The sequence below is a fragment of the Bartonella gabonensis genome, assembly GCF_903679515.1.
Lineage (GTDB): Bacteria > Pseudomonadota > Alphaproteobacteria > Rhizobiales > Rhizobiaceae > Bartonella > Bartonella gabonensis.
Map to the genome: position 1 here is coordinate 1 of NZ_CAHOYM010000001.1, position 12,467 is coordinate 12,467.

General features: G+C 39.6%; 11 protein-coding genes, 1 tRNA gene and 6 pseudogenes. 8 read left to right on the forward strand and 10 right to left on the reverse strand.

Translation table 11 applies throughout. From position 1 onward, the window contains the following. From HWX04_RS00005 to HWX04_RS00030, 6 genes and pseudogenes are all read right to left on the reverse strand, one after another. Positions 1–284, reverse strand: a pseudogene (locus tag HWX04_RS00005) (DUF7146 domain-containing protein); the annotation flags it as partial. 101 nt (positions 285–385) lie between these two features. Next, a complete protein-coding gene (locus HWX04_RS00010) occupies positions 386–586 on the reverse strand; it encodes a helix-turn-helix transcriptional regulator (RefSeq protein WP_175868212.1) in 201 nt (66 codons plus the stop codon). A gap of 210 nt (positions 587–796) precedes the next feature. Continuing rightward, the gene (locus tag HWX04_RS00015) at positions 797–1,963 is read right to left on the reverse strand and encodes a tyrosine-type recombinase/integrase (RefSeq protein WP_175868213.1); all 1,167 of its coding nucleotides are present in this window, start codon (positions 1,961–1,963) and stop codon (positions 797–799) included. Positions 1,964–2,230: 267 nt separating this feature from the next. Further along, the gene (locus HWX04_RS00020; RefSeq protein ID WP_246257268.1) at positions 2,231–2,353 is read right to left on the reverse strand and encodes a CopG family antitoxin; all 123 of its coding nucleotides are present in this window, start codon (positions 2,351–2,353) and stop codon (positions 2,231–2,233) included. A gap of 74 nt (positions 2,354–2,427) precedes the next feature. Beyond that, complete coding sequence (locus HWX04_RS00025; RefSeq protein ID WP_175868214.1) at positions 2,428–2,745, reverse strand: type II toxin-antitoxin system HicB family antitoxin; 318 nt, start codon at positions 2,743–2,745, stop codon at positions 2,428–2,430. Beyond that, positions 2,735–2,956 (reverse strand): toxin HicA, encoded by a 222-nt coding sequence (locus HWX04_RS00030; RefSeq protein ID WP_246257251.1) that lies wholly within the window; start codon positions 2,954–2,956, stop codon positions 2,735–2,737. Before HWX04_RS00030 ends, HWX04_RS00025 begins: the two co-directional genes overlap by 11 nt. A 105-nt stretch (positions 2,957–3,061) precedes the next feature. Here HWX04_RS00030 and HWX04_RS00035 point away from each other — a divergent pair, with 105 nt between their 5' ends. The 6 genes and pseudogenes from HWX04_RS00035 to HWX04_RS00060 form a co-directional block, all read left to right on the forward strand. Further along, on the forward strand, positions 3,062–3,604 hold the full coding sequence (locus tag HWX04_RS00035; RefSeq protein WP_175868216.1) for a hypothetical protein: 543 nt from the start codon (positions 3,062–3,064) through the stop codon (positions 3,602–3,604). Further along, positions 3,585–4,273: pseudogene (locus tag HWX04_RS00040) on the forward strand (phage baseplate assembly protein V). Before HWX04_RS00035 ends, HWX04_RS00040 begins: the two are co-directional and overlap by 20 nt. Then, a pseudogene (locus HWX04_RS00045) lies at positions 4,270–4,610 on the forward strand (GPW/gp25 family protein). Before HWX04_RS00040 ends, HWX04_RS00045 begins: the two co-directional pseudogenes overlap by 4 nt. A gap of 19 nt (positions 4,611–4,629) precedes the next feature. Next, positions 4,630–5,438, forward strand: a pseudogene (locus HWX04_RS00050) (baseplate J/gp47 family protein). After that, positions 5,438–6,543, forward strand: a pseudogene (locus HWX04_RS00055) (phage tail protein). The pseudogenes HWX04_RS00050 and HWX04_RS00055 overlap by 1 nt, the downstream one beginning before the upstream one ends. Position 6,544: 1 nt before the next feature. Further along, a pseudogene (locus HWX04_RS00060) lies at positions 6,545–8,455 on the forward strand (DUF4815 domain-containing protein); the annotation flags it as partial. A gap of 176 nt (positions 8,456–8,631) precedes the next feature. On the opposite strand, the gene HWX04_RS00065 reads toward HWX04_RS00060, so the two are convergent. From HWX04_RS00065 to folE, 4 genes are all read right to left on the reverse strand, one after another. Continuing rightward, a complete protein-coding gene (locus HWX04_RS00065; RefSeq protein WP_175868217.1) occupies positions 8,632–9,132 on the reverse strand; it encodes a hypothetical protein in 501 nt (166 codons plus the stop codon). Positions 9,133–9,245: 113 nt separating this feature from the next. Then, the gene (locus tag HWX04_RS00070) at positions 9,246–10,433 is read right to left on the reverse strand and encodes an alpha/beta hydrolase (protein ID WP_175868218.1); all 1,188 of its coding nucleotides are present in this window, start codon (positions 10,431–10,433) and stop codon (positions 9,246–9,248) included. Positions 10,434–10,634: 201 nt separating this feature from the next. Continuing rightward, positions 10,635–10,719, reverse strand: a tRNA-Leu gene (locus HWX04_RS00075). A gap of 139 nt (positions 10,720–10,858) precedes the next feature. Next, complete coding sequence (gene folE / locus HWX04_RS00080; RefSeq protein ID WP_175868219.1) at positions 10,859–11,479, reverse strand: GTP cyclohydrolase I FolE; 621 nt, start codon at positions 11,477–11,479, stop codon at positions 10,859–10,861. A 125-nt stretch (positions 11,480–11,604) separates the two neighbouring features. Here folE and HWX04_RS00085 point away from each other — a divergent pair, with 125 nt between their 5' ends. Together HWX04_RS00085 and yidD are read left to right on the forward strand one after the other, a co-directional pair. Beyond that, the gene (locus HWX04_RS00085; RefSeq protein WP_175868220.1) at positions 11,605–12,063 is read left to right on the forward strand and encodes an iron-sulfur cluster assembly scaffold protein; all 459 of its coding nucleotides are present in this window, start codon (positions 11,605–11,607) and stop codon (positions 12,061–12,063) included. Continuing rightward, positions 12,060–12,380: a membrane protein insertion efficiency factor YidD gene (gene yidD, locus HWX04_RS00090; protein WP_175868221.1), complete on the forward strand. Its 321-nt coding sequence runs from the start codon at positions 12,060–12,062 to the stop codon at positions 12,378–12,380. Before HWX04_RS00085 ends, yidD begins: the two co-directional genes overlap by 4 nt. The last annotated feature ends 87 nt before the right edge of the window (positions 12,381–12,467 follow it).

The window sequence follows — 12,467 nt, forward strand, 5'->3', positions numbered from 1 at the left end:
TTGAGATCAGCACAAAACTGTTTTGAGAAAGAAAGCGTATGATCATAAGCTTTATCAAAAAAGGCTTGTTTCCCCAGCAAGCCAATTCTTCTAAGCGCTTGTATGATCTCTCTAAAAGAGCAACCAGCATAACAAGTGAGTAAAAGGGGCCCATCATGTCCATTAGAAAGAGATAAGCTAGGCAATTGATCATCATGAGCAGGGCAACGGGCAAGTCCATAATCCCCATGCCAAACTCCACGTAATGCATTTGTAATGCCCMGAGCATTGATATAAGAAGACATTTTGTGATCCTATAATATTGCATCATAGGACGGATTCTGCTATCCATTAACTTCGTGTGAAAATGGAAAGCCTTGTCCATCCTTATGTGACAAGGTTTTTTTTATGCCGCATTACTTTGACGTTGCTGTTTTGCTTGTTCGATAACATTGATAAGATCCGATTGTAACCAACGGGATAAAAAACCAAATTTTAAAGGTTTTGGTAAAGAGCCATTGGTCACATGACGGCGGAAAGTTGAGACACTCATATGAAGTAGTTTTGCRCTTTCACGGTCTGTTAAAAGAATATCATTTTCTGTCATACTAAAATCCTTTCAAATATTAAAAAATGACAACAAATCATGCCTATTTATTAAGCACATTTTGGTTCATTTTTGAAGGTATTTTATTCATAGAAAACAGTATTTTATTATACATTTTCTCATGTGATAATTTATGAGTTTAATTGAGACGATATGAGAGAAGAGAGAGCTAAAGTTATCCACAGATAATGGGGTTATGCACCCCATATCTTAAGATTGACCCGTAACATATGCCGCCCATTTATCCATATAAACACGGCGCTGTTCTAAATAATCAGTACGACGATAAGCACGCTCTACTTTACCCCCAACCGTATGACTTAGAATAGTTTCAGCAACTTCATAGGGGGCATCGGTTGTTTCAGCAAGCCAATTGCGTAAACTAGAACGAAATCCATGCGGGCAGGCATCAAGTTTATTTTTTCTCATATACGTAGCCATGCATTTCTCAGCGAGGGGACCACGACCTCTAGTAGAAAAAAAGAAATCATTACGAGAAAGCAGGCGCGCTTGTTTTAATATTTCTAATGCTTCAGATGATAGAGGCACGCGAAATTCTTTTGTTGTATCACGCTTTCCTTTCATATTCTCAGCAGGAATTGTCCAGACATCATCTTCAATTTGATCTTCACGAATATGACGCAATGGATTAGTACGGACACCTGTAAGAATAAGAAAACGCAAAGCAAGTTGTGTTATGGTTGATGCTTCGCAAAGCGTTTTATAAAAAGCAGGAACATCTTTCCAATCCATTGCAGGTAAATTTTTGACTTTATGACGTTGTTTGCCTAAGAGCGCACGTGCTTTTTCTGTTGCTTGTAAATCAACATTTAAACCTAACGCAGCCGCATGTTTAAGACAAAGATTGAGACGAATAAGAGCTCTATTAGCTGTTCCAGCTTTTGTATGCCAGATAGGGGCGAGAGTGTTGCGTATCTCTGTTTGGGTAATCTCAGAAACGGGCAAACAGCCTAATTTAGGGAGAATATGAAGGCGTAATGGTAAAAACCAATCCCCAGTTTTACCATCATCTTTTAATTCAGCTTTACGACTTTCAAAAGCATCCAATGCGATATCTTTTAAATAATGAAGATTGCTTATTGCCTCACGCTTTTGTTTCTCACGTTCTTTAATGGGGTCACGACCTTCACGAAGAACAGAACGCCATTGGTTTGCATATTCACGCGCTTTTTTTAAAGAGACATCTCTTAAAGCCCCCAATCCCATTTCGCGGCGCCGCCCGTGAATGGTATAACGATAAATCCATTGAGCACCCCCATCTTTACGCTTATGGAGTAACAAGCCGGCACCATCATTATATTTGCCAGCCCCCAATGTTGCGACAGACCTTGCATTAAGACGGTTCATAAGAGCCATTTTTAATCCTTTCTTATACAAATTTGATCCACACACTCATCCCGCTTGTGATGTGCAAATGAGTGATTTTAATTGATGCAACATAAACAGATTTGAAATGAGAGAATCCTACGTTATTCGGAATTCTAATTCAATATGAATAACGCTAGATTATCATTATAAATCAATATCTTGTCAAAATATTACGAACCCCATTTAGACAACCCCATTAGAAAGGTTGCCTAAGGTAAAAACATTCCCTTCCCCATCTTTAAGGTGGGGAGGTGGTTAAGAAGCTTCTTTAGGTAAGAATTCGAAGTGAACAGACTTAAAACTCGTTAAGTCATAATCTGTAAGATCGGCAGTATCAACAAAGTTCTCTGCTTCTTCATCCGTCTTAAAAACGGGCATTTGTTTTAATTGAGAGGTTTTTATAAAAATCAATCTTCTTTTGGCACATATAAACCTTTAAACCTTTAAAAGTTTCAAAGTTTAGAAGAAATGTATCTGTTTAAGCTTACACCATTTTCTGCTGCTTGAATTGCAAGTTGTCTGTGAAGTTCTGGTGGTATTCTTAATTGAAACTTACCACTATATTTGCCATGTGACAAAGGTATTGGGACTTGTTCTCCATTATGTTGCATATCCCCAACAACTTCTGAAACGAGGTCCATAATACCTTTTAAAGCTTTCTCTGCTTGAACATCTAGCCATGAAAGAGATGAAAATTCTGCACATAAACCAACATATTCTTCATCTTCTGGTGACCAAAAAACACGATAGGTATAATGATTATTGTTCATGCTTTATCCTTTCTATTGCTTGTAAAACCTGCTTAACTTGATAGGCTTTTGCCTTATTTCCAGAACTTTTCTGAATATTGACACGAGGATCTCCTACCCATGGGGCTTTAAAAACAAAATGACTTGAACCATTGTTCCTTGGTTCTCCAAAGAAATAGACACACACAGCCAACAAATCTGAAAACTTGATGTTTTTTGGTGATGCTTTCATCAAGCTGATTATTTTTTCAACTTTATTACTCATAATCAATAATAGTATTAGTATTATTATTAATACTAGTCAATCATTTTATATGCCTACTCCAAAGGAGCCTTTATGCATCCACGCGAAACGATAAGAGAAACATTTGTTGGGCTGATCAAAGCAGCACAGACAGCTGCTGGTGACAATGTTTTCAATATGCGTGACTTCAACTTATTTATTGAAGCAATGCCGGCCATTAATATCTCAACGCAAAACGAAATCATTGAGGATGAACATGATTTTGGCTTAAGGCGGCGCATCTTAACAGTGGATGTTGAATGTTATAGCATACAAGAAAACGAAGCTGGCTTCGTTGATCAATTGGCATGGCAAGTTGAGAAGATTTTCCATGCCAATCCCAATCTTAACAACACCGTTGAGACGTGCCGCTTGCAAAATATTGCTTTTGCCTTTGGCGATAATGGCGCCCTAGCACTCCATGGTGCAATTTTAACCTTTGAAGTCACTTATGTGACCAATATCCCCTCCTCCGATGAAGGAAATACAACCGCAGGAATTGTTGAACCTCTTGTCGGGTTTAAACCAACAACCGTTGTAGAAAATGTAGAGAAATACGTAAAAATTGAGGAAACCCATGTTAGAGCGGCGCGATAAAGAGATTACCGATTTAAAAAGGCGTGTGGCCAATATGGTAATGGTTGGAAAAATTAGCCATGTCGACCATAAAAATGCACGCTATCGGGTAAAGAGTGGTAATCTGATCAGTGATTGGATTCCAGATACACAAGCCCGCGCCGGTAAAACTTGTTCTTATGAAGGGCGTGATGTTGGAAAGCAAGTTGTTGTTGTCTCTTCCTCAGGTGGTTTATCATAAGGGATAATTGTTGGTTCACTTCACACGGATGCAAACCAAGCAGCCGATAAAGGCAATATACATAAGACACTTTATCCGGATGGCACCACCATTGAATATGATGATGAACAAAATAGCTATACCCTTAACCTCACATCAGGAGGAAAGTTTAATCTCACGATTTCTGATGGTGTGTCGATAAAAGGAGATGGCAAAAAATTAGAACTGCAAGCACCAGAAGGCATCAAAATTACCTCACAAGGTGATCTGAATTTAAACGCAGACAAAGCTATTGCCTTGAAAGCAAGCAGAGGAATTTCACTCCATTGTGATAATGGCATTGCTCTTCATTCAAGGAGCAGTGTTTCCATCAATTCAGTGAATTAAAGCATAATGGCACCAATGTAGGAGCAACCCATGTTCATGGAGGTGTTTCCCCTGGTGGAGCCATGACAGGAGGTCCAAATTGAACAGTGGAATGGACCGTATGACAGGAAAGCCTTTATCCGGTATTGATCATTTGCGCCAATCAATTATTGATATCTTATCAACACGCATTGGCACGCGGGTGATGCGGCATGGTTACGGCTCACGTGTTGCGGAATTGATTGATGCACCAGCCAATAACGCCTTTGCCGTTGCTCTTTATGCCGCCGTTGCTGAGGCTTTAGACAAGTGGGAATCCCGTTTTAAACTGAAAAAATTGATTTTAAAAAGAGTGAGGATGGAAAAATATCCTTATCCTTTGCAGGCATCTATTTGCCATCAGGAAAGCCTATTACCATAGAAGGATTATTGATACAATGAAGAATCTTGCCAATCCCGAATCATATCAGAACTTTCCTTTGAAGAAATCCGTGCTACAAATATTGAATATTTAAAAGAACTTTTGCCTAGCTATATCTTTTTAGAAAGTGATCCTTCTTTAAAAATTATTGAGGCTTTTAGCTATCGAGAACTGCTTTTAAGACAACGCATTAATGAGGCTGCACGGAACAATATTCTTGATTTTGCAAAAGATGAGTCTCTTGATGCTTTGGGTAATTGGCACGGTGTTCAACGAATGGACGGTGAGAGTGATGACCGGTACCGTGAACGCATAAGACTTCATACACGCAGTGGCAAAGGCAGTGGACAGAACCTTATTACAAATTTATTGCTTTATCCGCAGATAACCGCGTAAAAGATGCCATTATTTACCGGATTTACCGGAAGGGCAAAAATCCAACCATTCATGTTGCCATTTTTGGCAATAATGAAGAAGAAACAGCAAGCCAAGACTTATTAGACAAAGTTTCACAAGCACTTCACGATAAGAATGTCATCATGACCAATGATACCATTCTTGTGCACGCTGCTGTTGCAAAAATTATAGACTTAAAAGCAGATGTTTGGCTGTTACCAGAAACAGCACTCACGGTTTTAACCCAAATGGAGGCAAATCTGCGCACGGCTTGGAAAAAAGAACAAGCCCTTGGGCGCGAATTAAGCCTTTCGTGGTGGATTTCAAAGCTCATGATTCCTGGTGTGCAAAAAATCATTGCCGTTGAGCCTATAACGGATAATACTGTTTTGGACGAAGAAGTATTATCCATTGGCAAGGTTATCTTAAACTTTAAAGGGCGGGCACGCTAATGCTTTCCTCCCTCCTCCCCACACATGCAACGGAATTTGAAAAGCGCCTTGCTGATGTGTGTGTTTTTCATCAAGATGTTGATGGATCTATTTCGGGGATTTCACACTCTAAACTCATCACACGCCCTCCCCGCTTCTTACCATGGCTTATTGAAGAATATGGGCTTGGAGAACTTACCCCTTATGTACCAAATCTCTATGATCTTCTTGACCAGGGTCTCCAATGGCAGCGGATACATGGCTCACTTGCTGCAATTGATCAAGGGCTTCAATGGCTTGGACTCTCAGTATACTTTACACCCGCGTGGTCAGAGCGTGTATGGTGGAATTCTTTCCAACTTGAACTTGACCGGTTGCCTGAACAAAGTGATCTTGAGTCTATTGAAGCGATTGTCGACCTTTTCAAAAGCTTGCGCTCTGATTTCGCCGTGGTGTCATTGGTTATGATGTTGGGGCAACCGAGAATAATATGTCAAGGCTTGATGACAGCATGCTGGATTTTGAGAGTGGCATCCCTCTTACAGCTCTTGGCACACTGTTTTCCTTTGGATGCACAACAGAAATCAATCACACGCTCACAAAAGAAGAAGGCACATTGATTGGTAACTGGATTGATGATGTGGATGAAGAGTTAAGCTGGAACCAAATTGATTATCCATGGGAGTTGGCAAATTTTCCGTGGTGTTCGGTCAAAAAGCACGAACGCGATATGCTTATGGCAGAATGGTTCCAAAACCGTTCCCTTTATTTAGCTTTAAGAGATACAAACAATGCTCTAATTGGCTATCGCCGATGCTGTGCTGTACAACCTGTCGAACAAGCTGTCGAGGGCATTTACAGCCATTGCGGCAACAGATTTAACCCTTCGAAAACTGGCACCATGCTGTTTCTTGCAGCCCGCACAGATTTTAAGGATGTTGAGAACAAGCAAGCAGCCTCCATTTCCCTTCTCATTCATAGTACTGTGGCAGAGCAGACACCCGTTGGAAAACTTTGGTTAGGGAATGATGAACTGAATGGGGGTGGGGAGATTCTCAAAACACCAGTCTATATTCCTTTACGTGCTGATGTTCGCGAACAATTCAAGATTTTATTGAGGTTTTAACATGAAACATGAAAGTGGCTTACCCTTTGCAATCGATAGATCTGTTGGCAAAGATGAACAACAAAGCGTTGTGTTTTATGGACAGCGCCCGTTTCTGCAAAGTGCTGAACTCAATGAAGTTCAAACCATCATCAAAGGACGCCATAACCGTTTGGGGCACCTTGTGGCACAAGAAGAAGACCGCGTTGAACAAGCAGACGCCTTTGTCAATAAAGACACGAGGACAGTGACTCTTACAGAGGGAAAGATTTATATCGCAGGCGATATTTTCCCCGTCGTCAAATGCCGTCTTAGAGAATATCGCCATGATTGAGCGCGTGGAAATCGGTGTAAAACTGCAAAAAAGCTGGGTCACTCATGAAGATGATCCAGAGCTCTTGGGGCAAGTTCCAGGGTCTTTAGCAGAAGGCGAACCAGGTGCTGCACGCGAGGTCGCAAAACTTGTTTGGGCTCTCAAAGATGATGAACAACAAGGTACGTTTTTCCCCGTTTACATTTTGCAGAATGGTGTTTTGATCGATCAAAAATCACCCTCACTTCTTGAGCCAGCCATGCAAACCATTGCGACGTACGACCGCGCCCATGCGCATTATATTGTGAATGGTTGCCGTGTTACAGCTTTGGGACAAGAGGGACAAAAGCAAGTGTTCACAATCCAAGAAGGAGAAGCCAATATCAATGGCTTTAAACGCAAGCGTTTAGCCACTTTGCGCCATGAAGAGCTGGAAGATTTTTCGACAAGCGAAGTTCCTAGTGAAACCCATATTTTTGCGCCCCCAAAGAGAAAAACAAGCTTTACCTTTAAAGCCTATTATACACCCATTGCTGATGTTCATTCCATTTTGTTGACAAAAAAAACCGTTAACATCACCCGCGGGGCTATTACATCTGGGCGTGATGGCGTTCCCGATAAAAGTATCACCGCCTTTCTTAAAATTGTGCAAGGAGGCAAAGAATTTAAAGAAGGCAAGGATTTTAAAAAAACCGGTGATACCATTGATTGGGCGCCCGTGGGGGATGAACCACTTCCTGGGAGCAGCTATACGGTGACCTATCGTTATCGGGCAAGTGTGAAGGCTGATAAAGTCACAGCACAAGAAATCACTGTCTCAGGGGGGCTGATGGAGGTGATATTATTGTGAATTACTCTTACAAACTCCCCCGCATTGACCGTAGTGGACTGAATACAGGGGGCAATGTTGTCTATATCAAAGGCATTTCGGCAGACCAACCCATGACGCCAAGCATTCCTGATGATGTGCTCTCTCTTGCCACCATTACCAATAACTGGAATGATTTGCCTATTGTCAAAAATGATGGCACACGTGTTGCCCCCTATGATGAGATGTGGCGCTATTTTCAACGCGTACTCTCCCTTGACCGCTTGATGCAATTAGAGCGCATTAAAAGCAATGTTGATTCAAAAGAGGCCGTTACCAAAAAAGGCATGTTTGTAGACCCTTTTCTCGATGACAGTTATCGAGACGAAGATTTTGAACAAATAGCAGCTATCGACAATGGTATTTTACAGCTTGCCATTGATCCAACTTTTTATACCGCCCCCTTGAACTCATCTGTCACCCTTGACTGGACCAATGAAGTGATCATTGCGCAAGAATTGACAACCGCTTGTGAAAAGATCAATCCCTATCAAAATTTTGCACCTCTCCCAGGTACAGTCACCCTTACCCCCGCGACAGATTTTTGGCATGAACAGCGCACCGATTGGCTATCAAGTGTTACCAATCAACTCAATAGGGGAAGGAACCGTGGGAGAAGCCTCGTTAATACAGAGGTTAGCGATAATTTGGTGAATGAAACGAGAGAGCAAATCGACTTTTTAAGGCAAATTAAGCTAAACTTTAAGATTGAAGGTTTTGGCAGCGGAGAAATCTTAGAAAGCCTTACCTTTAGCAAAGATATAACCGAAGTTTTTTAAGCTTTAATACGATAAAAAATGTGATTATCAAATACACATGTCTCGTTTATTAATGCAAATTTTTTCTTTAAAAAGACTAAAGCCTTCTAACAGCTTTATTTTTTGTAAAATTAATTATCTATCTGCTCAACTAAAAGAGCTTTTATTGTTTAGCTTTCGTATTTTTTCTCAAAGAGGTGTGGGCTTTCAATAATAAGCTTTTCTCGCGCTTTTTGTAACTGTTTAATGACTTCATCAATTTTTGATGGAGAACAAAGAGCTTCTTCGCTATTCAACAAATGAAGCCTCTCTTTCCCCTCATATAAACATTGCATCTGAGATTGAAGTATTCTAACTTCTTGAAAGAAAAGACGTCCCGTTTCCTTAAAACCATTGTTAAGTGAAAAAAGTTGATCGGAAATGGATAGTAAAATTTGTTTTAAAAAGCGCTCATTTTCTTGGCGTTTACGATATTCTAAAATAAGAGCATGGCTTAACTCATCTAATTGTTTTTTTGTAGAATCAATTTGACGCAATAAATTTGGTTTTTCCCCCATATCACCTTTTCTCACCTTCACAAGCATAGCATGAATTTCTAACAACTTCATTGCGGAATGAGATAAATAATTAACAACTGTAGGCGTATTGACATAGCTTTTCTGCGCAATCATCACAAACTCACCTAATAACTGCTTTTTACATTCATTCCGCTATTTCTTTTTTATTTTACAAAATCATTCTAAAGAAAGTGCTAAAAAATATTTTACCAATTCCTCTTTTTTCGCTATCGACGTGGAATCCGTGGAGAGAGAAAACGTAAAGGCGTATAAAGGATAAGATGCGTTGTTTTTTCCAACACACTACTACTATCTGCAAGAAGAGCTTGACTAGGTGATAATTCCGTACCTTGCATAATTGTTGAAGCCAAAGAACCTTCTCGAGAAAGAGCTATTAACGTTGGCGAAGACGCAAAGACATTGTGTGCTCCCCCATCCACATGAGAAAAATCAAGAACAGCTATTCCATTTTTACGCAACATTTCAATATCTGAGCCATCACCAACACGGTGATGCCCACCCGTAAGACGTCCTGAAAAAGCGAGAGCTTTATCCGCTCTAGATACTAAAATTGCTGTTGGCTGTGGTAGTTTTTTTATATCATTAAGTTGGCGCTCAAATACATCAATATCAATATCTGGTGCGGCCATTAATAAACTTGTAATACGACGAATAGGCTTATATTTTTCTTGTAGAGCTAAAGTTCTAAAAGCCTCCATTATAACAAAATTGCCTAAAGAATGTGCAATAACTGAAATCTGATCAGCATTAGTTTCACTAATAAGTGTCAAGAGCTCTATCAATCCGTCACGAGCAAAATTAGCGCTGTCACGATCATAAATGTAAAGAGGAACTGATCCAGCAGAAGGCCAAGAATAATGCACAGCGACAACATTTAAAGAATAATCGTGTGTAAACTGCGCCGTACGAAATGTACCATCTGCAAAATTATTATTATATCCATGGATAAAAAGAAAAATTTCTCTTTTTCCTTTTGGCTTTTTTGCTAAAGCAGCATTTAATTGTTGTTTAAATTGTTCTTTATTATCATATTTTTGCAATGAGACTGCTGAAAAATACTTATCATGCGTAGGTTTATACGCATTTATTTCAACGAGTCCCTTTACATGTTGCTGAGGAATTCCTACGTCAACGCGATTATAATGTACTTTATTCGATCGCTCTGAACCATAAGGTTGAGCATAATTATTTTGCATCATACGACTTGTTGCAACATACACTGGAACGATGGCTTGTGGAAAAATAGGTTTCTCTTCAACTTCCTCTTGTACAGCAGTCATAGAGGGAGTTGCATGCACCCCATGCCAAAGGACAGCACGCGAATCGCTACATGCTGATAATAAAGAAATACAAATAAGAAGTGTTAAATATCTTAGAACTACTCTACTTTTCACAGCAACTCTACCCCACCCATAAAAAATATAACGTTTCAAATGTACAGATAAAGTAATAAAAAATGAAACATTATGAAGGAAACACCCAAAGAAATAACACACAAAAAAACATTTTTCTATAATGGGAAAGATTTTCCTATAATTCGCATAGACCATCTCTCTCTATACAACTTTTTCTCGTTACAGGAAATCAATCGCTAATGGTGCGGTCGAGAAGACTCGAACTTCCACGGGTTGCCCCACAGCGACCTCAACGCTGCGCGTCTACCAATTCCGCCACGACCGCACGTGGTTAAGCAAAACACTTCGGCTTTCAGCCTTTAACAAATCATAGAGAAAGGTACAAGCCAATTTTCTCTTTCCCATAATTTATTTTATCCGAACGATTTACAACTTAATAAAGATTACAAGAAATATGGGCTTTACTATGATCTTTGAACCATCATCATAAAATGGGCTTGTGCAGTTTGATCTTTTTCATAATAACCATGAAATTTCTTTGTAATTGTTGTAGATCCCTGCTTTTGGATTCCTCTCATAGCCATACACATGTGCTCAGCCTCGATTAATACTGCTACACCACGAGGTTTCAGCTGCATTTCTAAAGCATGAGCCACTTGCGCCGTCATTGCTTCTTGTGTTTGTAAACGACGAGAAAAAATATCTACAATACGCGCAATTTTTGAAAGGCCAACAATTTTTGCATCTGGAAGATAGGCTATGTGTGCTTTTCCAATAATCGGGATCATATGATGTTCACAATGCGAATAAAAAGGAATATTTTTTACGATTACCGATTCATTGTATCCTGAAACCTCTTCAAAAACTGTTCCTAAGGTTTCTTCAACTGATTGACGATAACCATTAAAAAGCTCGCGATATGTCTTAGCTATACGTTTCGGAGTCTCTAAAAGCCCTTCTCTCCTTGGATTTTCCCCTACCCATAAGAGTAATGTACGAATCGCTTCTTCCACCTCTTCAATACTCGGACGCTTTTCTTCAGATAAAAAAGAATCCTTTGCGCCTTCTTTAACAACATTACGCATTCAAAAACTCCAACCTTACTCTATACAAAACATTTGCTATAGACCTGTTTCATTTTGTATAATCTCTATATAAGCGAATTAAAAGTTTAAACAATCACATCTCTCAAAATTTCAGGTAATAGTGCATGATTGATAATATCTATAATGATAAAATACTTGAATATGCTGCACATATAGGCAAAATTGGACGTCTCAATAATCCTGATGCAACATCAAAAAAATATGCACATCCTTGTGGCTCAACAATCACTGTAGATTTAAAGGTAAAAGATTATATCGTTACGGATTTTGCTCATGAAATACACGCATGTGTGCTAGGGCAAGCCTCAGCCTCACTTTTAGCATCTCACATCATCGGACAAACAACACAAGATCTTAAAATATTACGTAAAGTTATCTATCAAATGCTAACGCAGAATGGTCCTTCTCCTCAAGCTCCCTTTGAGGATTTCTCTTGCTTACAGCCCATTAAAGACTATAAAATCCGCCATGCTGCAACACTACTACCCTTTGATGCAACGATAGACTGCATTCAACAAATTGAAGAAATAAATGCTCAAATCACAGTTTCGAAAAAAAAATGACTCGAAATTACACAGGTTCTTGGAAAAAAACACCTGGACGATTATTGGGCATTTTCTTAATACGCTTCTATCAAATAACACTTTCGAATCTTATAGGCAATCAGTGTCGCCATGCCCCAACTTGTTCAGAATATATATATGAAGCGATCGCACGCCATGGGCTTTGGGCTGGTGCATGGATGGGGCTCTTTCGTATCATACGTTGTGGCCCCTTTGGAACAGATGGCTTCGATCCAGTACCTCCCTCGCTTGGAAATTATTACTGCTTTTATAAACCTTGGCGTTACTGGAAAATTTCTGAAAAACACAACAAATAATTCTTTTCTTTTTTCATATGTATTGGTAGAAAATTAGTCTATAAGCTTTTTACTCAGTTTTCACGAAACCATCCGCAATCGTTGGCG